This window comes from Paraliobacillus sp. PM-2 (genome assembly GCF_001368815.1).
Taxonomy (GTDB): domain Bacteria; phylum Bacillota; class Bacilli; order Bacillales; family Amphibacillaceae; genus Paraliobacillus.
In genome coordinates this window covers 214,040-239,226 of the sequence record NZ_CTEI01000002.1, presented here as the reverse complement: position 1 = coordinate 239,226, position 25,187 = coordinate 214,040, and the positions used below count along the sequence as shown (strand labels likewise).

Sequence of the window (25,187 nt, the reverse complement as noted above, 5' to 3'; positions counted from 1 at the left end):
GTTGAATGTTGCAAACGTTGTTGTCGATATACCAGTAGCGCAAACCAATCGAATTTTTGACTATAAAATACCTCCACATTTAGAAGCGTCTGTTTTTCCTGGTATGCGTGTGATTGTACCTTTTGGACCGAGGAAAATTATGGGTTATGTGCTTCAACTCACCGACCATTCCGATATAGAAAAAATAAAATCAATTGACGATTTAATGGATATTACACCGGTGCTAACACCAGAGTTGTTACACTTAGGTAAGTGGTTAGCGGATTACACATTAAGTTTTTATATCTCAACATTCCAAGCTATGCTTCCACAAGCATTAAAAGCTTCTTATGAAAAAGAAATACATCGTTTAAGTAATGAGTTGTCTTCGGATTTAGAGCGGATAATTGGAGAAAGAGATCATATTCCTTATCAAGAATTTATTGATTCCGGCGGATCATACCGTGTTTTGCAGCAAGCCATCCAAGCAGGTGATTTGGAAGTTATATACCATGTACATTCAAAGGAAACAACAAAAAAACATACCATGATACATTCCATATTAGATCCATTACAATTGGAGGAAGCTATTGCAAACTTACCTCAACAAGCAAAGAAGAAAAAAAAGATTTTGCAATTCTTTCAAGAACATAAAGGTCCCATTGTGAAAAAGCAATTACTTAACCAATTAAATACAACACACTCTACAGTAAAACAGTTAATCAATGACGAGTTATTAACAGAAGAAAAAGTGGAGGTATATCGCAACCCTTATCAATACAGAGAGATTGAGAGAACAAAACCTTTACCGTTAATGAATCAACAAAAAAAAGTAATGGATGAAATTTGTGAGGCATTAGATCGCACATTACATCGTGTCTTTTTGTTGCATGGTGTGACAGGAAGTGGAAAGACAGAAGTATATTTACAGGCGATCCAGCACGCGTTAGAAAAAGGGAAGGAAGCCATAGTACTTGTTCCTGAAATATCTTTAACCCCACAAATGGTAACACGTTTTAAGGCAAGGTTTGGCTCAAAAGTTGCTGTAATGCATAGCGCATTATCTAAAGGTGAACGATATGATGAATGGAGAAAAATTCACCGAAAAGAAGTACAAGTCGTGGTAGGCGCACGCTCTGCTATATTTGCCCCTTTTGAAAATTTAGGCTTATTAATTATTGATGAAGAGCACGAAACAAGTTACAAACAAGAGGAACATCCTAGGTATCACGCTCGGGATGTAGCTATTCATCGTGCCACTTATCACAATTGTCCAGTTGTATTAGGTAGTGCAACGCCTTCACTAGAATCCTTTGCGCGTGCTAAAAAAGGGATTTATCATTTATTATCCATGCCAGAACGAATGAATGAAGCCAAAATGCCAAGCGTTCAATTAGTAGATATGCGTGATGAACTGCATGCAGGAAATCGCTCTATGTTTTCAAGACAATTAAAACAAGCAATAGAAGAACGGATACAACGAAAAGAACAAGTCGTGTTGTTTCTCAATCGACGTGGTTATTCTACTTTTGTGATGTGTAGAGATTGTGGTTACGTAAATAATTGCCCACACTGTGACATTGCATTAACGTATCATCGAAATAACCAGAGACTAAAATGCCACTATTGTAATTATGAAGAAAAAATGCCGAACAACTGCCCAGAGTGCGATAGTGACACTATTCGTTACTTTGGTACAGGGACACAAAAGGTAGAAGAGGCCTTACAAGAAATGATTCCTGAAGCAAACGTCATTCGTATGGATGTAGACACAACCAGAAGAAAGGGAGCACACGAAAAGTTATTGAATCAGTTTGGGAATCATCAAGCAGACATTTTGTTAGGAACACAAATGATTGCGAAAGGTTTAGACTTTGCTAATGTAACCTTAGTTGGGGTATTAGCTGCAGATAGTTTGCTAAATTTACCTGATTTCCGTGCTTCTGAAAAAACGTTTCAATTATTAACACAAGTAAGTGGAAGGGCAGGAAGACATCAATTACCTGGAGAAGTCATTATTCAAACCTATACGCCTGAACATTACAGTATTAAACTTGCTTCCGCTTATGATTATGAATCTTTTTTTAAAAAAGAAATGCTAATGAGAAAAACATACCAATACCCACCATATTTTTACTTAACATTGATTACTGTTTCGCATCCAAATCAAGCAAAGGTTATGGAAATAACAAAAACAATTAGCTTATTATTAAGAAAGCATTTATCAGAAAGTGTTCGTATACTAGGACCAACCCCATCTCCATTGACTAAGATTAAAGATAGATATCGTTATCAATGCATGATAAAATACAAAAATGAACCGAATCAACGAAAGATTTTAAGGAAAATATTAGCTTATTTTGAAAATGATATGAGAAAAGAAGAGTTATTTATTCAAATTGATCTTCAACCGTATCAATTAATGTAGGAGTGAGAGTTTACAATGAAAAAAATTGTATTTATGGGAACGCCAGATTTTGCAGTTCCAATTTTACAACAATTAATTCGAGATGATTATGAAATTGTTCTGGTTGTTACACAACCTGATCGACCAAAGGGTAGAAAGCGGACTTTAACACCACCTCCGGTGAAAGTAGAAGCAGAAAAGCATGATATTCCTGTTTATCAGCCAGAAAAAGTGAAAGATACATATGACGAGATTTTAGCTTATCAGCCTGATTTAATTGTAACAGCTGCTTTTGGCCAAATTTTACCAAAAGCCTTGTTAGAGGCACCAACCTACGGATGTATTAATGTGCATGCTTCACTATTACCTCAATTGCGTGGAGGTGCACCGATTCATTATGCCATTTTACAAGGAAAGAAAGAAACTGGGATTACCATCATGTATATGGTAGAAAAACTTGATGCAGGAGCAATTATAACGCAGGACTCGCTATCTATACAGCCAACAGATCATGTAGGTACATTACACGATAAATTAGCTGAATTAGGTGCTGAGTTGTTACATGAAACGTTGCCTAATATATTTAACGGTAATATTAATCCAAAAGAACAGGATGATCAATATGCTACCTATGCACCAAATATAAAGCGTGAACAGGAAAAAATTGATTGGAGTAAAACAAGCAATTCGATTTATAACCATATCCGTGGGCTCCATCCATGGCCGGTAGCTTCTACGTTATTAAATGGTGAGAACACCAAAATTTGGTGGGGAGAAATGGTTGCAAAACAAGTAGATAAAAAACCAGGAGAAATTGTAGATATTCATTCTGAAGGTATTATTGTTTGCTGTGGCGACAAACAGTGTATCAATATAAAAAAGCTTCAACCTGCTGGTAAAAAACAAATGACAGTGGAAGATTTCCTTAGAGGTAAAGGAAAAAATTTAAAAATAGGAGATAGACTAGGAGATCACCATGACAAAATTTAAATTGCGTTCCAGTGCTTTAGAAATATTACTTCGAGTTGATAATGGTGGAGCTTTTAGCCATCTATTAATAGATCAAATGTTAAAATCCAATCGTGTGTCAGAGAAAGATCATGGATTATTAACGGAAATTGTCTATGGTACCATCCAAAGAAAATTAACATTAGCTTATTTTGTGAAACATTTTGTTAAGAAGAATGCGAGACTTGATTCTTGGGTTGAATGGCTTTTGTATCTTTCTTTTTATCAAATGTATTACTTGGAAAGGGTACCTGATCATGCAGTAATCCATGAAGCGGTAGGTATTGCGAAAGAACGCGGACATAAGGGGATTGCTTCTTTTGTTAATGGTGTGTTACGTCAGGCACAACGAAAAGGGTTTCCTGGTTTTGAAAATATAGCAGATGATGTGGAAAAGTTAAGTGTAATTACTAGTCATCCTCGTTGGCTAGTAAGTCGCTGGGAGAAACAATATGGTTATGAAAAGACAACAGCTATGTGTAAAGCAAATTTAGAAACGAAGCCTTTTTCGGCGCGGATTCAACCACTCAAATTAAGTAGAGAGAAAGCAATTAATAAACTGCAAAGTGAAGGTTATGATGTAGCAGCTTCCGCGTTCTCAAACCAAGGTCTTGTTGTAAAAGGAAATCTTCTGAAAAGCTCTTTATTTCAAACCCATATGGTAACAATACAAGATCAAAGTTCAATGCTTGTAGCAGAAATGATGGATTTGGCTGAAGGTATGACGGTTCTAGATGCTTGTAGTGCGCCGGGGGGTAAAACGACTCATATTGCAGAGAAGTTAAATAATACGGGACAAATTCATGCGTATGATTTGCATGATAAAAAAGCAAAACTTGTCAATACAAAAGCAGAACAATTAGAACTAACGAATATTGTTGCAAAAGGAGCTGATTCACGGCAATTGGCTAACTTTCATGAGGAATGTACGTTTGACAGAATCTTAATTGATGCACCTTGCTCTGGTTTAGGTGTAATCAGAGGGAAACCTGATATTAAATACCAAAAGAAAGAAAAAGATATCACAAAATTAGCTATGATACAAAGAGAATTATTAGAAAAAATTTCCCCTTTGCTTAAAAAAGATGGTAAAATTTTATATAGTACGTGTACGGTAGATCGTGAAGAAAATGAACAGGTTGTCCAATCATTTTTAGAAGATAATCCAGATTATCAAGTAGACCCAACGTTCTTTGAAACATTGCCCGATGTAATGCAAGGTTCATTTGGCATTTCAGATGTTGGTTTGCAAATTTTTCCTGATGATTTTCAGACAGATGGTTTCTTTTTAACTAGAATATGTCTAAAGTAGTTTGATCAGAATGGTAAAAGTAAATTGGATGTTATGAGGTGAATTAAATGCATTATTTTTTAACAAACCAAGGAAAAGTTCGAGCACACAATGAAGATAATGGTGGTGTATTTCAAAATAAGTCTGATCAGTATTTAGCCGTAGTTGCTGATGGCATGGGTGGACACAAAGCCGGAGATGTTGCAAGCCAACTTGTCGTTGAACACTTACAGGAAAAATGGCAATCATCAGAAGAAATAAAAGACAAAACGTCAGCTGAAAATTGGCTGAAGTCATCGATAGAAACCGTCAATACATCCGTCTATAATTATGCACAAAACAATAAAGAATGCTATGGGATGGGCACAACTGTAGTAGCTGTAATTTATGGCCATGATTTTATAAGTGTTGCGAATATCGGTGACAGTAGATGTTATCTTTTTGCAGAGGAAGTGCTTCGTCAAGTTACTGAAGATCATTCACTCGTTAATGAGCTTGTTCGTTCTGGTCAGATCTCTAAAGAAGATGCTGCATTTCATCCGAGGAAAAATGTCATAACAAAAGCATTGGGAACAGAAAAGCATATTGAACCGGATATGGTTAATGAAAAGTGGGAGCCTGGAAATAAACTATTGCTTTGTTCCGATGGTTTATCTAATAAAATTGAGGACTATGAATTAGTTCCATTTTTAACGGATGAAAAACCGTTAAGTGATAAGGCAAATGCTCTCGTAGACACAGCAAATGAACGTGGAGGGGAAGATAATATCACCTTAGTATTATCTGAATTTCGGGTGGGAAAAGAAGGTGATTCCTCGTGTTAGAAGGGCATCTGTTAAATGAACGTTATAAAGTAATAAAAATGATAGGCGGAGGCGGCATGGCGAATGTTTATTTAGGTCATGACATTATATTGGATCGTGATGTAGCCATTAAAGTACTTCGCTTAGAGTATGCAAATGATGATGAATTTATTACTCGCTTTCATCGTGAGGCCCAATCAGCTACAAGCTTATCTCATCCTAATATTGTAAATATTTATGATGTTGGGGAAGAAGATAATATTTATTATATGGTAATGGAATACGTTGAAGGTGTAACATTAAAAAAATACATTCAATTGTATGGACCTGTTCCTGTTCAAGAAGCAATTGAAATCATGCAACAGCTAACTTCAGCTATTGAACATGCGCATGAAAATAATATTGTTCATCGCGATATTAAACCACAGAACATTCTAATTAATGATTATGGACAGGCGAAAATTACTGATTTTGGTATAGCGTTAGCATTAAGTGCAACATCCCTTACACAAACAAATTCTGTTTTGGGATCTGTACATTATTTATCACCGGAACAAGCTAGAGGTGGGATTGCTACAAGAAAATCAGACATATACTCATTAGGAATTGTATTTTTTGAAATGCTAACAGGGCGTATTCCTTTTTCAGGTCAATCAGCTGTATCTATTGCTCTAAAGCATTTACAAGCAAATACACCTTCAGTAAGACAATGGAACCCTAACATTCCTCAAAGTATTGAAAATATTGTTTTAAAAGCAACTACAAAAGATCCATTTTATCGATATAACACGGTTGAAGCCTTAGAAGAGGATATGGTTTCGTCATTAGATCCAAGTAGATTAAATGAACCGCCATATGTGCCGCCAGAAGATGAAGGGGAAAATACAAAAGCCGTTCCTGTTATTAGTGATCAAACTTATGCATCACATAACAATGATCAAGATACACTTGTGCATACAAAATCAAATACCATTCCTACAAATGTGGAAAACAATTCAAAAAACGATAAACCGAAAAAGAAAGATAAAAAATCTAAAAAGAAGAAATTAATTAGTTGGTTAATCGCTTCTTTTTTCATTCTGATTGCCTCCGGTTTATTTGCATTATTTGTCTTACCGAATTGGCTACAGCCAGATGATGTTACCATCCCAGACTTAACTGGCGAAACGTTTGACAATGCAGAACAAATATTATCTGATCTGGGATTAAAAGTAGTAAAAAAAGAAGATTTTTCTGATGACATTTCTGCAGATCATGTGATTCGAACCAACCCTAGTGCTGATACGAATACAAAAGAAGGCAAAGAAGTTTTGGTTTATGTCAGTTTGGGAGAAGAAAAGGAAGAATTCTCTAACTATGAAGGTAGAGATTTTAACCAAGTGGAGAGAATACTACGTGAAAAGGGTTATAAAGATGTAGAGTATATAGAGGTTTATTCTGATAAACCAGAAGGGCATATTGTTACTCAATTAACACCTCAAGCAAATACAAAAGTTGCACCTTCAAAAACAATTGTACAATTTGAAGTTAGTAAGGGTAAAAAAGTAATTGAATTAGATGACTTATCGGGAATGACTGAATCAGAAGCGAAGGAATACTTATCTGATCATAATCTAGCTGCTGATATAACAGAGGAGCATTCTAAAGAAGTAAAAGAGGGAGAAGTTATTTCCCAGTCACCAAAAGCAGGAGCTGAAATAAAAGAAGATGAAACCGTACATTTAGTGGTTTCTCTTGGTCAAAAAGAAAAACCACCAATAACACATAATGTTTCATTTACTGTACCTTATACTGGTGGAGATGATGGACAAGGTGAATCAGAAAATAATAGCAATTCACCTCAGTTTGTTCGTATTTATGTTGAAGACATGAATAATGATTTGACTTCATTATATGAAACAGAAAGCATTCGTGAAGATACTGACTTTTCTATTCGTTTAACCATTGCACCAGATAAAGTGGGGACGTATAAAGTGGAACGTGATGATGAAGTTATTTTACAAAAAACAATAGCTTACGAAGAAGTGGAAGGAGACTAAGTACATGCCTGAGGGTAAAATCATGAAGGCACTTAGTGGTTTTTATTATGTAAAAACAGAACAGGGTGTATATCAATGTAGAGGGAGAGGTCTCTTTCGAAAAAAGAAGTTAACTCCATTAGTGGGAGATATTGTTGATTTTGATATACAAGAGGAGAATCAAGGCTATATTACAATAATTAAAGAACGAAAGAATGAATTAAAAAGACCTCCAATAGCTAATATCGACCAAGCAATTATTGTAGTATCTGCAAAAGAACCTGACTTTAGCTCGCTACTATTAGATCGATTTTTAGTTCTAGTTGAAGCAAACGATATCAAACCAGTCATTTTTATTTCTAAAGTAGATAGACTTACTAATGATGAATTAGAGCAGATACTAATGTATCAATCCATTTATCAAAAAGTGGGTTATCCAACTGAAATATTATCCGTTAAAGAAGATAAAGAATTAGATAGACTGAGTGACTATTTCACCAATAAAATTTCTGTCATTGCAGGACAGTCAGGTGTTGGTAAATCCTCGCTTTTGAACCGATTAAATCCGACCTTAGATATTGAGACAGATGAAATATCAACTAGCTTAGGTAGGGGGAAACATACCACAAGACATGTGGAATTACTAGAAATATATGAAGGTTTAGTTGCTGACACCCCAGGGTTTAGTTCGTTAGAATTTGAGACACTTGAACTCGAAGCATTATCTAGATGTTTTCCTGAAATGGCAGAAAGGCAACAGGATTGCAAATTTCGTGGGTGTATGCATGTGAATGAGCCGAAATGTGCTGTAAAACATGCTGTTGAAACAAATGAAATTGCTTTGTTTAGATACGAACATTACCTTCTGTTTTATCAAGAAATCCAAAAAAGAAAGCCGAGGTATTAAAGCATGACGAAAATTGCACCATCAATCTTATCAGCAGATTTTGCACAATTAAAAAAGGAAATTATTGAGGTTGAACAAGGGGGTGCTGACTACATCCATATTGATGTTATGGATGGGCACTTTGTTCCTAATATTACAATTGGTCCGTTGATTGTTGAAGCTATACGCCCTATTACAACTTTGCCATTAGATGTTCATTTGATGATTGATAATCCAGATCATTATATTGATGCGTTTGCTTCAGCAGGTGCAGATATCATTACTGTTCATGTTGAAACATGCAATCACTTACATCGTACTATTCATTCAATAAAAGAAAGAGGAGTAAAAGCAGGTGTTGTTATTAACCCTGCTACACCAGCGGTCACGTTATATCCTATTCTAAAAGATATAGATCTTGTTTTGTTTATGACAGTGAATCCAGGTTTTGGTGGGCAGAAATTCATTCCAAATGTAATTGATAAAATCAAACAAGTAGATGAATGGCGTCAAGCTTTTGCTCCACATGTCGAATTTGAAGTAGATGGTGGTATAAATGAACAAACTGCAAAGCTATGTACAGAAGCTGGTGTGGATGTACTTGTGGCTGGAAGTGCCATTTTCGGTAAAAAGGATCGAAAAGAAGCAATTCAGGTGATTCGCCAAGCTTCAGAATAATGACAAATAGGGAGAATTCAGATATGGTCCAACAGATAAAAACAGTAGGTATCGTAGCAGGCGGACCAGATAAACACATAGCAAATTTATCGAAATACAATCAAATGGTTGATTATTGGATTGGGGCAGATCATGGTTGTATAACTTTACTAGATCATCATCTTTTAATAAATTTAGCAGTTGGAGATTTCGATTCGATAAATGAACAATTATTCAATAAGGTTAAAGAAAATGCCGAGGAAACGATTCGTTACCCAATTGAAAAAAATGAAACAGATTTAGAATTAGCTATTGCATATGCACTAAAACTATTTCCTGATCAAGTCTTTTTATTTGGTGTAACAGGTGGAAGAATGGATCACACACTTGCAAATGTTCAACAATTATTACCAATAATACAACAAAACATTAAAGCTGTAATTGTTGATAAACAAAATGCAATTCTTCTATTTGAACCGGGAACATATAGTATTGACTTAGATCCTGATTACACGAACATTTCATTTATTCCTTTTTCTAAAACAGTAGAAGGTTTAACCTTAGAGGGGTTTTATTATCCTCTAGATAATCATACACTTTCATGGGGATCTACTAGGTGTCTTTCTAACAAGCTTCTTTCAAAAAAAGGTACTTTTTCATTTGATAGAGGCATATTAATAATGATAAAGAGTCGTGATGTACTTCTTTAGTAGAAGATTCATATAATACAATGAAGTGTTTCTTTGTCATATGGAAAAGAGGAGGGGTTCTCATGAAGTTTTATACTATTAAACTCCCGAGGTTCATTGGTGGCTTTGTGCGTGTAGTTATCGGTACATTTAAAAAAAGTTAACATTGTCTACCAATACAACAAAAAGCACCTTATAAGAAAGGTGCTTTTTGTTATCCCGGATTAATATTCAAATTAAACACGTTCTACTTTTCCGGATTTAAGCGCACGAGTAGATACATAAACACGTTTTGGTTTGCCATCTACCATAATGCGTACTTTTTGTACATTAGCTTTCCATTTACGTTTATTAGCGTTCATTGCGTGAGAACGGTTATTTCCAGTAGTTGTTTTACGTCCAGTAACGACACATTTTCTTCCCATAATTATCCCTCCTACATACATCTATCTCATTACATACTAATATAATTTATCATACCTCTTACAATTTTGCAATGTTAGAAAAACAAGTTTACATGGATATGTGATATAGAAAAGCCCGTGTTTATAACAATAATCGAACATTTATTATAAAGTATAAACACTTGACAGAACGTCAAGTTTAGTTCATTGTATAAAGGGGTTTGTCTTGGAAAAAATCAATTGTGTATCACACATAAACAGTACAATAATAAAACAGTGTAATGAAGCATTGAAATTGCTTTCACGAATGAGAGTATTATTGTAAAATAGGTTTAGGAAAAGTAAGTTTTAATATGTGCAATATAAGAATAGTCAAGAAAATTCTTAAAAAAGTAATTAAATATATTTCAGGTATATTTAGAGGAGGATTATAATAATGGCTATTGAGTTAATAACCAAAGATGGGCAAGTTACTATTACCAATGAAGTGATTGCAACAGTAGCTGGTGGAGCTGCTATTGAATGTTATGGTATTGTTGGAATGGCTTCAAAAAATCAACTAAAAGATGGTATTGCAGAAATATTACGTAAAGAAAATTTTGCAAAAGGTGTTGTTGTTCGTCAAGATGATAATTTAATTAGTATTGATATGTATATCATTGTGAGTTATGGAACAAAAATTTCTGAGGTTGCTCATAATGTACAATCACAAGTGAAATACACGCTTGATAAAACATTAGGATTACCGATTCATTCAGTTAATGTATTTATTCAAGGTGTACGAGTACAGGCAGAGTAAGTAGGAAAAGATGATCACAAACGCAAATTGGCTATATACAAGACATCTTACAGGTTTAGCATATGAAGGAGGAAGTTGTAGTGGTGTTACAAAAGTTAGAAGGTTCTGCATTTCAGGAGATGGTACTTCTCGGTGCAAATCATTTAATGAATAATGCACAAATGATTGATGCGCTAAACGTATTTCCTGTTCCTGATGGAGATACTGGTACCAATATGAATTTATCTATGACATCTGGTGCAAACGAAGTGAAAAATTTACCCGCTAAAAGTGTGGGAGAGATTGCTGATGCATTAGCAAAAGGGTTGTTGATGGGTGCTAGAGGAAACTCTGGAGTTATTTTATCACAATTATTTCGTGGGTTTGCAAAAGGAGTAAATGGCGCTGAAGTACTTACACCAACAGATTTTGCAAATGCATTAAGTTCAGGTGTCAATACAGCATACAAGGCTGTTATAAAGCCAGTAGAAGGTACAATTTTAACAGTTGCTAAAGATACTGCTAAAAAAGCAGAAGAACTAGCAAAGGAAACAGACGATTTTATTATATTTATGGAAGGTGTTTTGGAAGCATCTAAAAATTCATTAGCATCCACTCCTGATCTTTTACCTGTTTTAAAAGAAGTGGGTGTTGTTGATAGTGGGGGACAGGGACTAGTTATTATATATGAAGGGTTTCTCGCTTCACTTAAAGGTGAGGCTTTACCAGAATCGAATGTGTCTTCTGTAAATATGGATGATATGGTAAGTGCTGAACACCATAAATTAGCACAAGATTATATGCAAACGGAAGATATAGAGTTTGGTTATTGTACTGAATTCATGGTTAAATTCGATCAAAATAAATTAAAAGAAAACCCATATGATGAAGAAGTTTTTCGTAATGAATTAAGTCAATTGGGTGATTCTTTATTAGTTGTATCTGATGATGAGATTGTGAAAGTTCATGTTCACGTGGAATATCCTGGTGAAGCGCTTAACTTAGGGCAACGATTTGGAAGTTTTATTAGCATAAAAGTAGAAAATATGCGTCAACAACATACTTCAATTGTAGGTGAAAAGTCACCTCAACCAAAACAACCACAGCAAAAGCAAGAGTATGGCATCGTCTCTGTTGCGATGGGGGATGGCATTAAGGAATTACTTGAGAGTCTTGGGGCTTCAGTTGTTATTCAAGGTGGACAGACTATGAATCCTAGTACACAAGACCTTGCAGAGGCGATTAAACAAGCTAATGCAAAACGTGTGATTATTTTACCGAACAATAAAAATATTGTAATGGCTGCAGAACAAGCAGCGCTATTAAGTGAAGATGAAGTTGTTGTTGTACCTACGAAAACCATTCCTCAGGGTATGAGTGCATTACTAGCGTTTCATCCGGATGAAGAACTTGAATCAAATAAAATAGCAATGTCTGAAGCTAGTCAAGAAGTAAAAACTGGTCAAGTTACTTATGCCGTTAGAGATACCAAAATTGATGGTATGACAATTGAAAATGGTAATTTTATGGGTTTAGCAGACGGAGCAATTAAATCCACTGATAAAGATAAATTAACAGTAACTAAACAGCTTTTATCTGAGCTAATTACTGAAGAAGATGAAATTATTACAATCTTGCAAGGTGAAGAGGGAACAGATGAAGAAACTTCTGAAATTGAGGATTTCTTAGAAAAACATTATCAAGATATTGAGATAGAAGTTCACAAAGGAAATCAACCAATTTATTCTTTTATATTTGCAATTGAATAATTATTGTAGCTCAGGGTGACTCCTGAGCTTTTTTCATGAGAAAAATGTAAGAAATTAAAAAGCACTATTACGAATTAACGGCATTATGAGATCTAGTGTAACTATATTGTCTTTATTAAGCTTTTCTTATAAAAATGAAAAAGTTATACTATAATATGTGTTATTGATTATGTAAGGATTGTGGAAATGAGGTAATTATAAATGAAATACAAATCCGTTTTTGATATCATTGGACCAGTCATGGTTGGTCCTTCAAGTTCACATACAGCCGGTGCTGCTCGTATTGGTCGAGCAGCTCGAAATCTTTTTGGGAAAGAACCAACTTGGGCAGAAATAATTTTCTACGGATCATTCGCCAAAACATATCAAGGCCACGGGACGGATGTTGCTATTGTTGCTGGTATTTTAGATTTTGATACCGCAAATGAAAACATTCGACATTCGATTGAAATTGCTACAGAAAAAGGGATTAAACTACTGTTTTCTGAAGAAGATGTAGCAGTTGACCATCCAAATACAGTAAGAATTAAAATGGGAAATGAGACAGAAAGCATCGAGCTTGTTGGTATCTCAATTGGTGGTGGAAAAGTAGAAATTACAGAATTAAACGGCTTTGATCTCCATCTATCCGGGAACCATCCAGCAATTTTGATCATGCATAATGATCGATTTGGTGCAATTGCTTCTGTTACACAGATTCTAGCAAAGCATGAGATAAATATTGGTAGAATGGAAGTCTCGCGAAAAGATATTGGAAAAGAAGCTTTGATGGTTATAGAACTGGATCAAAATATTGAACGATCGATAGAAAATGAATTAGCCGCGGCAAAGCATATTTTGCATATCTCAAAAATTGTCGATTAGCCTACAAAGAAGGTTGCTAATATAATTTCAAACGATAAATATTAATACTTGTACTAATACAACGGCTATGTGATTTTTGTATGTATATATACTTGTCACATACAGATTAGGAGGAATTGATTTGTTCCGAACAGTTGCAGATTTAATTGCTATTACGGAAAATGAAAATATATCTATTTCAGAAGCAATGATCAGACAAGAAATAGATATTCATGATAAACCTAGAGAAGAAATCATTAAACAAATGGATCAAAATCTTTCCGTTATGGAAAAAGCGGTAGAAGATGGTTTAAAGGGCGTGCAATCTCAATCAGGGCTCGTTGGAGGAGATGCATTATTATTACAGCGATACATCAAAAAGGGGAATTCTCTATCAGGGGAATTAGTCCTTGACGCTGTAAGTAAAGCGGTAGCAACAAATGAGGTTAATGCAGCTATGGGTGTGATTTGTGCAACACCTACAGCAGGAAGTGCTGGTTGTGTCCCAGGTGCACTGTTTGCTGTGAAAGAACGTTTAAATCCCACAAGGCAACAAATGGTTAATTTTTTGTTCACCTCGGGTGCTTTCGGCTTTGTTGTTGCAAATAATGCATTTATTTCAGGTGCTGCCGGAGGTTGTCAAGCTGAAGTTGGTTCAGCAGCAGCGATGGCATCGGCTGCTGTGGTTGAGATGGCAGGAGGAACACCAAAGCAAAGTGCAGAGGCTTTTGCAATTACTTTAAAGAATATGTTAGGGCTTGTTTGTGATCCTGTTGCAGGATTAGTAGAGGTCCCTTGTGTTAAGCGAAATGCGGCAGGTGCTTCTAATGCAATTGTCTCTGCTGACATGGCACTTGCGGGTATAACGAGTAAAATTCCATGTGATGAAGTGATCGGTGCTATGTATCGTGTTGGTAGACAAATGCCTAGTGCGCTGAGGGAGACGGCTGAAGGTGGATTAGCAGCAACACCTACAGGAAGAGCTTTAGCTGCAAAAATTCATGGCAATAATGTAGTGAAAGAGTGAGTACATTGAATGATTGGCCTATTGATACAGTAAATGGAGTAGGAGATAAAGTGAAAGAACAGTTGGAGCAAATAGGTGTTCAAACGGTTTTTGATCTATTATTTTACTTTCCTAATCGTTATGAGAACTATGAGATAAAGCCTTTAAGTGAGTTGGTTCATGATGAAAAGGTCACAATTGAAGGAGAAGTTCTTGGAGATCCAACTGTTACTTATTACGGTAGAAAAAAATCTAGGCTTGTAGTACGCATTCAAGTAGAACATGCAGTGGTAAAAGGGGTGATGTTCAATCGCCCATTTGCGAAAAAACAACTAACACCGGGTGCTATTGTAACGTGCACAGGGAAATGGGATCAACATCGTTTACAGATTACGATTGAGCAATACAAAAAAGGAAAAGCCAAAACAAATCAACCGATACAACCTGTATACTATGTAAAACAACCAATTAAATCCGTGCAAATAAAGAAAATGATGAAACAAACAATTGAACAATTTGGAGAGCAAATAGATGAATTATTGCCTTCTACTTATTTGATGGAATACAAGCTATTATCACGCGCGAAAGCATTACAAGAAATGCACTTTCCTTCTAGTTTTCAAGCATTAAAACAAGCAAAACGAAGATTTATTTATGAGGAACTGTTATTGTTTCAATTAAAAATGCAATTGTTGCGCAAAAGAAACCGAGAAAGTATACAAGGGAATAGTCAGTTGTTTGATGCTGCTCTTGTTAATCAGTTTATTAATAAACTTCCTTTTCAATTAACGAAGGCACAGGATCGATCACTTCAAGAAATCCTTCAAGATATGCGTTCGCCCTATCGAATGAATCGTTTATTACAAGGGGACGTTGGATCAGGAAAAACAGCTGTAGCTGCTATTAGTTTGTATGCTTCCATTGTTGCTGGGAAGCAAGGTGCAATCATGGTTCCAACAGAAATACTTGCGGAACAGCATGTTGCATCCCTAAAAGGGTTATTTGGGGATGAAGTTTCTATTTCCTTATTAACTGGTTCTATTAAAGGAAAGAAACGAAAAGAAACTTTATTAATGATTGAGCAGCAATCAATAGATATTGTTGTCGGTACACACGCTTTGATACAAGAAGATGTCAATTTTCCTAATTTAGGAACTGTGATTGTTGATGAGCAGCATCGTTTTGGAGTGAACCAACGAAAAGCACTTCGGGATAAAGGTATTGATCCAGATGTTTTATTTATGACAGCAACCCCAATTCCTAGAACATTAGCAATTACAAGTTTTGGAGATATGGATGTAAGTCAAATTGATGAAATGCCAGTTGGTAGGAAGCCAGTAGAGACTTATTGGGTGAAAGAAAATATGCTAACAAGGGTTCTTCAATTTATTCAAAAGGAAGTAGAAGATGGTTTTCAAGCATATGTAATATGTCCACTTATTGAAGAGTCGGATAAATTAGATATTCAAAACGCAGTAGATCTTTATCAACAACTACAAGAGACGTTCTATCAGCATATTAATGTAGGGTTATTACATGGTCGATTGCATAACGATGAAAAAGAAGAAGTCATGCAACAGTTTGCTTCTAATCAAATTCAAGTACTAGTATCCACAACAGTAGTAGAAGTAGGAGTGAATGTACCTAATGCGACTGTAATGGTAATCTATGATGCAGAACGTTTTGGATTATCACAGCTTCATCAGTTAAGGGGGCGCGTCGGGCGTGGAGACGCGCAAAGTCATTGTATTTTAATTGCTGATCCAAAAGGTGATGTGGGTAAAGAGCGTATGCGAATTATGACAGAAACAACAAATGGATTTGAATTGGCGGAACAAGACTTGCAATTAAGAGGACCAGGAGATTTCTTTGGTAAGAAACAAAGTGGACTACCTGAATTTAAAGTAGCTGATATTGCACAAGATTATCGTGCACTTGAAACCGCAAGAAATGATGCACAGTCTATTGTTTATAATAATTTATTAACAAATGATTCAGACTATCAAGCGTTAAATCAGTACGTAAAGCAAATTTTTGCAGAAGGTGAGATTACTTTTGATTAATAAAGGACTTGCAAGAATTCCATAGGTATTATATATTACTATTAGTACCTAGTCATAAAAATAGGCCAGGTGCCTATTAGGATGGTGAAATAATGAAGTTACCAAAAAAACAAAGACAAGAAAAACTTCGTCAGACAATAGAAGAAATGCCGTTTATTACAGATGAAGCATTGGCTAATCAGTTTCATGTGAGCATTCAAACGATTCGACTAGACAGAATGGAGTTATCTATTCCTGAACTTAGAGAACGAATTAAATCGGTAGCTACCGACCAATGGAACGAAACCGTTAAAGCCTTACCCATAGATGAGGTAATAGGTGAGGTAATTGATTTAGAATTAGATGAACGAGCAATTTCTATATTAGACATTGGTGCAGAACATGTTTTTTCACGTAATTATATTGCTCGTGGACATCATTTATTCGCACAAGCAAATTCACTAGCTGTAGCTGTTATTAACGATGAGCTAGCATTAACGATAAAAGCTGATATTAATTTCACCAGACAAGTAAAGCAGGGAGAGCGCGTCGTTGCAAAAGCAAATGTGATTTCATCTTCAGCAAGAAATATGAGAACCAAAGTAGAAGTGAATAGTTATGTCGAAAATGAAGTGGTTTTTTCAGGCGTTTTTGATATGTATCGGTCAAACGAACAAAAAGGAGAAGATCGAAATGAAGTTAGCAATTGACGCTATGGGTGGAGATCATGCACCAAAAGCAATTGTTGAAGGTGCAATGAGAGCTGTTAAAGATTTGAATGATTTAGAAATTGTCTTAATTGGTGATGAAAATAAAATAAAGCCTTTGTTATCAACAACTGAACAGATATCAATTATACATACAGAAACTGTTATCACGAGTGAAGACGAACCAGTACGCGCAGTAAGAAGAAAGAAGGATGCTTCACTTGTACTGATGGCAAATGAAGTGAAAGAAAAAAGAGCAGATGCTTGTATTTCTGCTGGAAATACTGGTGCATTAATGAGTGCTGGTTTATTTCATGTAGGAAGAATAAAGGGAATTGAAAGGCCAGCACTGTCACCGACATTACCAACAATGGATAAAAAAGGTTTTGTGCTATTAGATGTTGGTGCAAATGTGGATGCTAAACCGAAGCATTTACTACAGTATGCAATAATGGGTAGCGTTTATGTGGAAAAAGTAAGAGGGATTACCTCCCCAAAAGTGGGATTATTAAATGTTGGTGCAGAAGATGGTAAAGGAAATGAATTAACAAAGAAGGCTTTTACTTTGTTGAAAGAAGCGCCAATCAATTTTGTTGGCAATATCGAAGCAAGAGAGTTGTTAGACGGAAAAGCAGATGTTATTGTCACAGATGGGTTTAGTGGAAACGTCGCATTGAAGTCGATTGAAGGTACGGCATTGAGTTTATTTTCCATGTTAAAACAGTCATTTTTTTCAAATTTAAAAACAAAGCTTGCTGCGATGTTGATGAAAGATCATTTAAGAGCAATAAAGAATCAACTGGATTATGCCGAATATGGTGGAGCTGGATTGTTTGGTCTTTCTGCGCCAGTAATTAAAGCTCACGGTTCTTCAGATGAAAGAGCTATTTATAGTGCAATTAAACAAGCATGTTATATGGTAGAAAACAATGTAACAGAAACAATAGAGAAAACAGTTGCTACAATGGAAACAACGCTAGAGGAGGAATAATATGAAAAAAGTTGCTTTTGTATACCCAGGGCAAGGATCACAGCAAGTAGGTATGGGAGAGACACTCTATCATGATTCGCCACTTGTCCAATCTATGTTTGAACAAGCTGACTCTTTGCTTGATATAAATCTAACAAAGCTAATGTTTGAGGGTCCGAAAGAAACATTAACACAAACAGAACATGCACAACCAGCTCTTTTATTAACTAGTTGTGCTATTACGAAACAATTAGAAGAAGAAGGAATCATTCCGTCTGTAGTAGCAGGGCATAGTTTAGGAGAGTATAGCGCCCTTGTAGCAGCAGGAGCAATTTCATTTGAAGATGCTTTACCTTTAGTTCAAACGAGAGGTAAATTAATGGAACAAGCTTATCCAAAAGGTAAAGGTGCTATGGCTGCCGTTCTTGGTTTAGAACAGAATCAGCTCCAATCTGAATTAGATATCATTGCACAAGAAACAGATGAGGTAATTGAAATTGCTAATCTAAATTGTCCTGGTCAAATTGTTATCTCAGGTGATAACCATGCAATTGATTTGGCAATAACAAGATTAAAAGAAGCAGGAGCAAAACGTGTCTTATCATTGAGTGTTAGCGGTCCGTTTCATTCATCTCTTATGAAGCCAGCTGCTGAATCCTTTGCAAGTTCACTTGAGGATATCACCATTAATGACATTACATTACCTGCTTATGCAAATGTAACTGCTGAAAAAGTAACAAAGCATACAGAAATCAAACAACGATTAGTTGAACAATTGTTTTCTACTGTCCGATTTGAAGAAATTATTCGTGACATAATTGAATCTGATGTAGATGCAATTGTGGAAGTCGGAAGTGGTAAGGTTCTAACAGGTTTAGTTAAAAAAATTAATCGCCGTATGAAAACTTTTACAGTGCAAGATTCAGAATCATTGGCTGATTTTGTAGAGTGGTATAAGGAGGAAAAATAATGTTTGAAGAAAAAGTTGCGCTTGTGACAGGTGGTTCCCGAGGTATTGGTCGAGCAATTGCACTTGAATTTGCACGCAATGGAGCTGCTGTTGTTGTTAATTTTGCAGGGAATGAAGCGAAGGCACAAGAAGTCGTCGATGAAATTGAAAAAATGGGTTCCAAGGCAATAAAAATCCAGGCGAACGTTAGTGTAGAAGAAGAAGTGAAACAAATGATTAAAGAAACAGTATCTACGTTCGGTCGTCTTGATATTTTAGTAAATAATGCAGGAATCACCAAAGATAATTTGATGATGCGGATGAAGGAATCAGAATTTGATGATGTCATTCAAACTAATCTAAAGGGAGTCTTCTTATCTACAAAAGCTGTGACAAGACAAATGATGAAGCAGCGAAGTGGTCGGATTATTAATGTTGCGTCGGTTGTTGGTATTAGTGGAAATGCTGGACAAGCCAATTACGTGGCTGCAAAAGCTGGTGTAATTGGTATGACAAAAACGGCAGCAAAAGAATTTGCTGGTAGAAATATCTTAGTAAATGCTGTAGCACCTGGATTCATTGAAACAGATATGACAGACCAGTTAACAGAAGAACAACGTGAAGCGATGTCAGATCTTATTCCGTTGGCGCGTTTAGGTAAAGCTGAAGATGTAGCGCATGTTGTTCGTTTTCTAGCATCTGATGATGCGTCTTATATTACAGGCCAAACTATACAAGTTGATGGTGGTATGGTAATGTAGGTATGCACTTATTATATCGACATTGAAAGGGGGTGACAGCAAGATGGCAGAAACATTTGATCGCGTGAAGAAACTTGTAGTAGATCGTTTAGATGTAGAAGAGGAGAAAGTAACAATGGAAGCCTCTTTTAAAGATGATTTAGAAGCTGATTCATTAGATGTAGTTGAACTTGTTATGGAATTAGAAGATGAGTTCGATATGGAAATTGCTGATGAAGATGCAGAAAAAATAGCAACAGTTGGTGACGCTGTGAATTACATAGATAGCCAATCGTAAACAAAACAATATTGTAAAAATAAAAAAGTCTCGCTTTTCAGCGAGACTTTTACCACATTCACAAAAAATATCTGTCAAGGTGGAGAGGTTTATGGATTTTCAACCATTACAAAATCAGATAAATATTCAGTTCTCTAAAGAGGAATTATTAAGGCAAGCATTCACTCATTCTTCTTTTGTAAATGAAAATAAAAAGCAACCATTAAGTGATAACGAACGGCTGGAGTTTTTAGGAGATGCCGTTTTGGAGTTAGGTATTTCACAATATTTATATCGCACCTATCCAAATATGGCTGAAGGGGATTTAACTAAGCTAAGGGCGGCAATTGTTTGCGAGCCTGCATTAGTTGATTTTGCAAAAGAATTGTCTTTTCACCAATTTGTATTATTAGGGAAGGGTGAAGAGCGAACAGGAGGACGACATCGTCCAGCTTTATTAGCTGATGTTTTTGAAGCCTTTATTGGAGCCCTGTATTTAGATCAAGGCTTTCAAGAGGTTATATATTTCTTAGAAGCTTATGTATATCCAAAAATTAATCAAGGTGCTTTTTTTCATGGAATGGATTATAAAAGTCAACTACAAGAATTAATTCAACAAAAAAGAACAGCAGAAATAATATACGAAATTGTAGAAGAAAATGGACCAGCGCACGACCGGGAATTTGTTGCACAAGTAAAAATAAATGGAGAAGTAAATGGAGAAGGAAAAGGTCGAACGAAGAAGGAAGCGGAGCAACGAGCTGCAAAGAAAGCATTAGATTATTATAAATAGAGCTTAGCTATCTATGTATTATAATGTGATGGTTGGCTCGTTTTTATGAGTTTTTCATTCGTAAAAACAAGCCAACAATCATTTATCCTAATACGACATGTATAATAGAATTTGTTATGAAGAGGAAGATATAGTTAAGTTACAATCTGCTTCTAACTATAAAAATGCATTTATTTTCTTATAGTTGCTAATTCTTGTACAAATGCTTGTGTTTCTGAAACGCTTAGTTGTTCTTTTTGCTGTAGAACATCATAAAGTAGTTTCAATTGATCGTATTTTTTTAGATCATAATCTTCGGGATCCATAATGGATTGGTTTACCACTTGTAACTTCTTTGCAATCTCTTCAAGTAAGTATGCTAAATTTTCTTTTGTTGCTTCGTTTAACTGACTCATTTATATTCACCTCTTTATTATCTTTCTAGAATTTAGAATGTAACTAACCAATTTGATCATTATGAGTACGCTGTATAACAATCTAACCTTCTAACTCTTTCATCTTTATGATAAAATAAATTGGTTGAAAAGAAAACATCAATTAAAAATAGTTAATTAATTTGTTAGGCTAAATAGGAGAATGCATATGTTCCTAAAAAAAATTGAATCTGTTGGTTTTAAATCTTTCGCTGAACGAATATCGGTTGATTTTGTACCTGGAGTAACAGCGGTTGTTGGACCAAATGGTAGTGGGAAAAGTAATATTACTGATGCAATCCGTTGGGTGTTAGGTGAGCAATCAGCTAGGTCGTTAAGAGGTACCAAAATGGAAGATATTATTTTCCAGGGCAGTGATTCGAGAAAACCCCTCAATGTTGCAGAGGTAACCCTTGTCTTAGACAATCAGGATCAAACACTTCCGATTGATTATGAAGAAGTAAGTGTAACACGACGCGTATATCGTTCTGGTGAAAGTGAGTTTTTACTTAACAAACAAACTTGCCGTTTGAAAGATATTATTGATTTATTCATGGACTCTGGGCTTGGAAGAGAAGCGTTTTCTATCATTAGTCAAGGAAAAGTCGAAGAAATTCTAAGTTCAAAAGCAGAAGAGCGTCGAACCATCTTTGAAGAGGCGGCAGGTGTTCTAAAATATAAAAATCGAAAGAAAAAAGCAGAATATAAGCTAGCAGAAACACAAGAAAATTTAAATCGAGTAGAAGATATTATTTATGAAATAGAAGGACAATTAGATCCTTTAAAACTGCAAGCATCAGTCGCAAAAGAATATCTAGACAAAAAAGAAATATTAACAGGGAAAGAAATTTCTTTATTAATTGCTGAGATCGAACAATTACATAGAGATTGGAAAGAATATTTAAAAACGGTTGAGCAGCAAAAAAATGAAGAAATAGAAAAGACTACGACTATTCAGCAAAATGAGGCGTCTGTTGAAAAAGAACGACAAGATATGCAAAGACTGGATCAAACGATTCAAGAGTTACAAGATTTTTTATTGGAATTAACACAAGAGTTAGAAAATTTACAAGGTAACAAGAAGTTAATCCAGGAACGCTCTCGTCATTATGAACAAAATAAATCACAGCTATCATCTAACTTAGAAACACTTCAATCAAAAATAGATACGTCTTCGGATCAATATGCTAAGGAAGAAAGTCAATTAACACAATTGATTGAAACGCGCGATAGCATTCAACAAAAAATACACAACATACAAGAACAATTGACTGATGCGGAAGAAAATATAGAGGATAAAATAGAAGAATTAAAAGCAGAATACATTGATGGTTTAAACAAACAGGCTGCTAAACGTAATGAGAAACAATCCATTACACAACAACTTGAACAAATCGAGTTAAAACAAAAAAACCACATGGACAAATTTGACGATCAGTTAACAAAAAGGGACAAATCAACAGTAGAATTAAATGAATTAAAAACTGAACTTGACAATTATAATATACAAATAAAGGAACAACAACAACAAGTTCAATCCATTAAAGCGGATATCCAACAGAGCAAAACGGACTATCAAGCATCACAGGATAAATTAATTCAGGGCTATCAATATATAGAGAAATTAAAGTCTAAACAAGAAATGTTAACCGATATGAAAGAAGATTTTCAAGGGTATTTTCAAGGTGTAAAAGCTGTTTTGAAAGCGAGAGAAGACGGCCAATTAAACGGTATTCATGGTGCTGTACTTGAACTTATTGATATACCAAAAGAATATTTAGTTGCTATGGAAACTGCATTAGGGGCGCAATCACAACATATCGTAGTAAATGATGAAAAGTGTGCGCGGCAAGCAATTCAGTGGTTAAAACAATCGAACAATGGAAGAGCTACATTTTTACCAGTACAAACAATGCGACCAAAGGTAATCCCATCTTCATTGTTAGGACAGCTAAGCAATCATTCAGGGTTTGTAGATGTTGCAGCAAATTTGATTCAATATGATCAAAAGCATCATGCAGTGATACACAATTTATTAGGAAATACTATCTTTGCACAGACATTAAAAGATGCAAATGAGCTTGCCAAACTATCTGGACGGCGTTTTCGTATTGTTACACTGGATGGTGATGTTGTTAATCCTGGAGGTTCGATGTCTGGCGGTGCAAGAAAAAATAATAATCAATCCCTTTTCACAAGAGAAAAAGACCTACAAGAAGTTAGTGAGAAAATCACGAAATCTCATGAACAAACATTACAGTTTGAACAAAAAGTAGCAGAGAAAAAACACCGATTAGAAAGTAAAGAGGCTGCATTAGAGGAAGTCCGAGAAACAATTCAAACATTACAAAAACATGAAAATGATTTACAAGCCCAATATACAGAGAAAAAAGTTCAACTCCGTCATATTCATGATAATTTAGGTATTTATGACCAAGAGAAACAACAGTTGGATCAAGAGTTTCATCGCTTAAAGCAACAAAAGAAAGCTGTTCAAGATAAATTAGATCAAATGGAGCAGAGATTAGCAAATGCACAACATCGAATAGAGGAATTAACGAATACCAAAAATGAGCATCAAGTGAATTATCAAGCATTGCAAAACAATATGCATCAGCTTCGAATAAAATTAGCAGAGCAAGACCGAAATGTACACCACCAAAAAGAAAAAGTAACAAACTTAATGAATAGTCTGGAAGAACTAAAGCAATCGAAAAAAGATACAGAAAAACAACTACAAGAATTAATGGCTTTTCAAAATAGTAATCGACAGCAGCAGGAAATTGAAGAAAGTGTATGGAAAAAAGAACAGGAAAAACAAGAAACAACGAAAAAAATACAGCAATATCGACAGCAAAGGTTGGAAAAGACACAAGCAATTGAGGACGCTGAAAGAGAAATCAAAACGATGCAAAATCAAAAACAAGCTATTGTCGAAAAAATTCAAACAAATGAAGTGAAAGCAAACCGGTTAGATGTTGAATTAGAAAATAAAATCAATCATTTACAAACAGAGTATATCATAACTTTTGAAAAAGCCCGAGAGACTTATCCGAAGGCGAATGATATAGAAGAGGCTGGTCGTGAAGTGAAGTTACTAAAACGTTCTATTGAGGAGTTAGGCACAGTAAATATTGGTGCAATCGAAGAATATGAACGAATTGAAGAACGTTATCAGTTTTTAACAGAACAACAAGCCGATCTAAACGAAGCAAAAGATACACTTTATACGGTGATTGCAGAGATGGATGAAGAAATGCAACGTCGATTTGAAGATACTTTTATGCAAATTAAAGAAGAATTCTCATATGTGTTTCAACAGCTATTTGGCGGGGGACATGCTGCATTACAATTAACGGATCCGAATGATTTATTAGAAACAGGTGTTGAAATAAAAGCACAACCACCTGGCAAGAAAGCACAACAGTTAGCTTTATTATCTGGTGGTGAGCGTGCTTTAACGGCGATCGCATTGTTATTTGCTATTTTACGCGTTCGTCCTGTACCATTCTGTGTGTTAGATGAGGTAGAAGCTGCATTAGATGATGCCAATGTCCAGCGGTTTGCTAGATATTTACAAGAATATAGTAATAATACGCAATTTATTGTCATCACACATAGAAAAGGAACAATGGAAGAAGCAGATGTGCTATATGGTGTAACGATGCAGGAGTCTGGTGTATCTAGACTAGTTTCTGTGAAATTAGAAGAGACAAACGAAATGATGAACACAACTGTATAATTAGCTAGAAAGGAAG

Annotated in this window: 23 protein-coding genes; 21 read left to right on the top strand and 2 right to left on the bottom strand. The window is 35.4% G+C overall.

Features of this window, described 5'->3' with window-relative positions; genetic code table 11:
* Position 1 precedes the first annotated feature (1 nt).
* The 9 genes from priA to spoVM all read left to right on the top strand — a co-directional run bounded on the left by priA (position 2) and on the right by spoVM (position 9,902).
* Positions 2 to 2,407, top strand: a complete 2,406-nt coding sequence (priA, locus tag BN1058_RS09980; RefSeq protein WP_090856800.1) for a primosomal protein N' — start codon at positions 2 to 4, stop codon at positions 2,405 to 2,407.
* A gap of 15 nt (positions 2,408 to 2,422) precedes the next feature.
* Positions 2,423 to 3,376, top strand: a complete 954-nt coding sequence (gene fmt, locus BN1058_RS09975; protein WP_090856797.1) for a methionyl-tRNA formyltransferase — start codon at positions 2,423 to 2,425, stop codon at positions 3,374 to 3,376.
* Positions 3,363 to 4,706, top strand: coding sequence for a 16S rRNA (cytosine(967)-C(5))-methyltransferase RsmB (rsmB, locus tag BN1058_RS09970; protein WP_090856794.1), 1,344 nt, complete (start codon positions 3,363 to 3,365; stop codon positions 4,704 to 4,706). The genes fmt and rsmB overlap by 14 nt, the downstream gene beginning before the upstream one ends.
* A 47-nt stretch (positions 4,707 to 4,753) precedes the next feature.
* Positions 4,754 to 5,509, top strand: coding sequence for a Stp1/IreP family PP2C-type Ser/Thr phosphatase (locus BN1058_RS09965; RefSeq protein WP_090856791.1), 756 nt, complete (start codon positions 4,754 to 4,756; stop codon positions 5,507 to 5,509).
* On the top strand, positions 5,503 to 7,527 hold the full coding sequence (pknB, locus tag BN1058_RS09960; RefSeq protein WP_090856788.1) for a Stk1 family PASTA domain-containing Ser/Thr kinase: 2,025 nt from the start codon (positions 5,503 to 5,505) through the stop codon (positions 7,525 to 7,527). Before BN1058_RS09965 ends, pknB begins: the two co-directional genes overlap by 7 nt.
* Before the next feature lie 4 nt (positions 7,528 to 7,531).
* The gene (rsgA, locus tag BN1058_RS09955; RefSeq protein ID WP_090856785.1) at positions 7,532 to 8,413 is read left to right on the top strand and encodes a ribosome small subunit-dependent GTPase A; all 882 of its coding nucleotides are present in this window, start codon (positions 7,532 to 7,534) and stop codon (positions 8,411 to 8,413) included.
* Positions 8,414 to 8,416: 3 nt separating this feature from the next.
* Positions 8,417 to 9,070, top strand: coding sequence for a ribulose-phosphate 3-epimerase (rpe, locus tag BN1058_RS09950; protein ID WP_090856782.1), 654 nt, complete (start codon positions 8,417 to 8,419; stop codon positions 9,068 to 9,070).
* Positions 9,071 to 9,093: 23 nt separating this feature from the next.
* Positions 9,094 to 9,759 carry a thiamine diphosphokinase gene (locus BN1058_RS09945; protein ID WP_255307056.1) on the top strand — a complete coding sequence of 222 codons (666 nt, stop codon included), beginning with the start codon at positions 9,094 to 9,096 and terminating at the stop codon, positions 9,757 to 9,759.
* A gap of 62 nt (positions 9,760 to 9,821) precedes the next feature.
* Positions 9,822 to 9,902: a stage V sporulation protein SpoVM gene (gene spoVM / locus BN1058_RS14605; protein ID WP_090856779.1), complete on the top strand. Its 81-nt coding sequence runs from the start codon at positions 9,822 to 9,824 to the stop codon at positions 9,900 to 9,902.
* A gap of 72 nt (positions 9,903 to 9,974) precedes the next feature.
* Here the strand turns inward: spoVM and rpmB are convergent, their stop codons facing one another.
* Complete coding sequence (gene rpmB, locus BN1058_RS09935; protein WP_090856773.1) at positions 9,975 to 10,163, bottom strand: 50S ribosomal protein L28; 189 nt, start codon at positions 10,161 to 10,163, stop codon at positions 9,975 to 9,977.
* A gap of 415 nt (positions 10,164 to 10,578) precedes the next feature.
* On the opposite strand from rpmB, the gene BN1058_RS09930 reads away from it, so the two are divergent.
* The 11 genes from BN1058_RS09930 to rnc all read left to right on the top strand — a co-directional run bounded on the left by BN1058_RS09930 (position 10,579) and on the right by rnc (position 21,016).
* Positions 10,579 to 10,941 carry an Asp23/Gls24 family envelope stress response protein gene (locus BN1058_RS09930; RefSeq protein ID WP_090856770.1) on the top strand — a complete coding sequence of 121 codons (363 nt, stop codon included), beginning with the start codon at positions 10,579 to 10,581 and terminating at the stop codon, positions 10,939 to 10,941.
* A gap of 80 nt (positions 10,942 to 11,021) precedes the next feature.
* Complete coding sequence (locus BN1058_RS09925; RefSeq protein WP_090856767.1) at positions 11,022 to 12,689, top strand: DAK2 domain-containing protein; 1,668 nt, start codon at positions 11,022 to 11,024, stop codon at positions 12,687 to 12,689.
* Between the two features lie 201 nt (positions 12,690 to 12,890).
* A complete protein-coding gene (gene sdaAB, locus BN1058_RS09920) occupies positions 12,891 to 13,553 on the top strand; it encodes an L-serine ammonia-lyase, iron-sulfur-dependent subunit beta (protein ID WP_090856764.1) in 663 nt (220 codons plus the stop codon).
* A 121-nt stretch (positions 13,554 to 13,674) separates the two neighbouring features.
* Entirely contained in the window at positions 13,675 to 14,559 is an 885-nt protein-coding gene (gene sdaAA / locus BN1058_RS09915; RefSeq protein ID WP_090856760.1) for an L-serine ammonia-lyase, iron-sulfur-dependent, subunit alpha, read from the top strand.
* Positions 14,560 to 14,564: 5 nt separating this feature from the next.
* Positions 14,565 to 16,601, top strand: a complete 2,037-nt coding sequence (gene recG / locus BN1058_RS09910; protein WP_090856757.1) for an ATP-dependent DNA helicase RecG — start codon at positions 14,565 to 14,567, stop codon at positions 16,599 to 16,601.
* Between the two features lie 92 nt (positions 16,602 to 16,693).
* Complete coding sequence (gene fapR, locus BN1058_RS09905) at positions 16,694 to 17,290, top strand: transcription factor FapR (protein WP_090856754.1); 597 nt, start codon at positions 16,694 to 16,696, stop codon at positions 17,288 to 17,290.
* Positions 17,274 to 18,278: a phosphate acyltransferase PlsX gene (gene plsX / locus BN1058_RS09900; RefSeq protein ID WP_090856751.1), complete on the top strand. Its 1,005-nt coding sequence runs from the start codon at positions 17,274 to 17,276 to the stop codon at positions 18,276 to 18,278. The genes fapR and plsX overlap by 17 nt, the downstream gene beginning before the upstream one ends.
* 1 nt (position 18,279) lies before the next feature.
* Positions 18,280 to 19,227: an ACP S-malonyltransferase gene (fabD, locus tag BN1058_RS09895; RefSeq protein ID WP_090856747.1), complete on the top strand. Its 948-nt coding sequence runs from the start codon at positions 18,280 to 18,282 to the stop codon at positions 19,225 to 19,227.
* Positions 19,227 to 19,967 carry a 3-oxoacyl-[acyl-carrier-protein] reductase gene (gene fabG, locus BN1058_RS09890; RefSeq protein WP_090856744.1) on the top strand — a complete coding sequence of 247 codons (741 nt, stop codon included), beginning with the start codon at positions 19,227 to 19,229 and terminating at the stop codon, positions 19,965 to 19,967. The genes fabD and fabG overlap by 1 nt, the downstream gene beginning before the upstream one ends.
* Before the next feature lie 43 nt (positions 19,968 to 20,010).
* Positions 20,011 to 20,244, top strand: a complete 234-nt coding sequence (gene acpP, locus BN1058_RS09885; protein WP_090856741.1) for an acyl carrier protein — start codon at positions 20,011 to 20,013, stop codon at positions 20,242 to 20,244.
* A 91-nt stretch (positions 20,245 to 20,335) separates the two neighbouring features.
* Complete coding sequence (gene rnc, locus BN1058_RS09880) at positions 20,336 to 21,016, top strand: ribonuclease III (RefSeq protein ID WP_090856738.1); 681 nt, start codon at positions 20,336 to 20,338, stop codon at positions 21,014 to 21,016.
* A gap of 170 nt (positions 21,017 to 21,186) precedes the next feature.
* On the opposite strand, the gene BN1058_RS09875 is transcribed toward rnc, so the two are convergent.
* Complete coding sequence (locus BN1058_RS09875; RefSeq protein ID WP_090856736.1) at positions 21,187 to 21,411, bottom strand: DUF1128 domain-containing protein; 225 nt, start codon at positions 21,409 to 21,411, stop codon at positions 21,187 to 21,189.
* Positions 21,412 to 21,598: 187 nt separating this feature from the next.
* Here BN1058_RS09875 and smc point away from each other — a divergent pair, with 187 nt between their 5' ends.
* Positions 21,599 to 25,171, top strand: coding sequence for a chromosome segregation protein SMC (gene smc, locus BN1058_RS09870; RefSeq protein ID WP_090856733.1), 3,573 nt, complete (start codon positions 21,599 to 21,601; stop codon positions 25,169 to 25,171).
* The last annotated feature ends 16 nt before the right edge of the window (positions 25,172 to 25,187 follow it).

Bases quoted from the DNA above. Each gene is read 5' to 3' on its own strand.
- fmt (WP_090856797.1), top strand. From the start codon at position 2,423: ATGAAAAAAATTGTATTTATGGGAACGCCAGATTTTGCAGTTCCAATT.
- rsmB (WP_090856794.1), top strand. From the start codon at position 3,363: ATGACAAAATTTAAATTGCGTTCCAGTGCTTTAGAAATATTACTTCGA.
- BN1058_RS09965 (WP_090856791.1), top strand. From the start codon at position 4,754: ATGCATTATTTTTTAACAAACCAAGGAAAAGTTCGAGCACACAATGAA.
- rsgA (WP_090856785.1), top strand. From the start codon at position 7,532: ATGCCTGAGGGTAAAATCATGAAGGCACTTAGTGGTTTTTATTATGTA.
- rpe (WP_090856782.1), top strand. From the start codon at position 8,417: ATGACGAAAATTGCACCATCAATCTTATCAGCAGATTTTGCACAATTA.
- BN1058_RS09945 (WP_255307056.1), top strand. From the start codon at position 9,094: ATGGTCCAACAGATAAAAACAGTAGGTATCGTAGCAGGCGGACCAGAT.
- spoVM (WP_090856779.1), top strand. From the start codon at position 9,822: ATGAAGTTTTATACTATTAAACTCCCGAGGTTCATTGGTGGCTTTGTG.
- rpmB (WP_090856773.1), bottom strand. From the start codon at position 10,163: ATGGGAAGAAAATGTGTCGTTACTGGACGTAAAACAACTACTGGAAAT.
- BN1058_RS09930 (WP_090856770.1), top strand. From the start codon at position 10,579: ATGGCTATTGAGTTAATAACCAAAGATGGGCAAGTTACTATTACCAAT.
- sdaAB (WP_090856764.1), top strand. From the start codon at position 12,891: ATGAAATACAAATCCGTTTTTGATATCATTGGACCAGTCATGGTTGGT.
- fapR (WP_090856754.1), top strand. From the start codon at position 16,694: ATGAAGTTACCAAAAAAACAAAGACAAGAAAAACTTCGTCAGACAATA.
- plsX (WP_090856751.1), top strand. From the start codon at position 17,274: ATGAAGTTAGCAATTGACGCTATGGGTGGAGATCATGCACCAAAAGCA.
- fabD (WP_090856747.1), top strand. From the start codon at position 18,280: ATGAAAAAAGTTGCTTTTGTATACCCAGGGCAAGGATCACAGCAAGTA.
- fabG (WP_090856744.1), top strand. From the start codon at position 19,227: ATGTTTGAAGAAAAAGTTGCGCTTGTGACAGGTGGTTCCCGAGGTATT.
- acpP (WP_090856741.1), top strand. From the start codon at position 20,011: ATGGCAGAAACATTTGATCGCGTGAAGAAACTTGTAGTAGATCGTTTA.
- rnc (WP_090856738.1), top strand. From the start codon at position 20,336: ATGGATTTTCAACCATTACAAAATCAGATAAATATTCAGTTCTCTAAA.
- BN1058_RS09875 (WP_090856736.1), bottom strand. From the start codon at position 21,411: ATGAGTCAGTTAAACGAAGCAACAAAAGAAAATTTAGCATACTTACTT.
- smc (WP_090856733.1), top strand. From the start codon at position 21,599: ATGTTCCTAAAAAAAATTGAATCTGTTGGTTTTAAATCTTTCGCTGAA.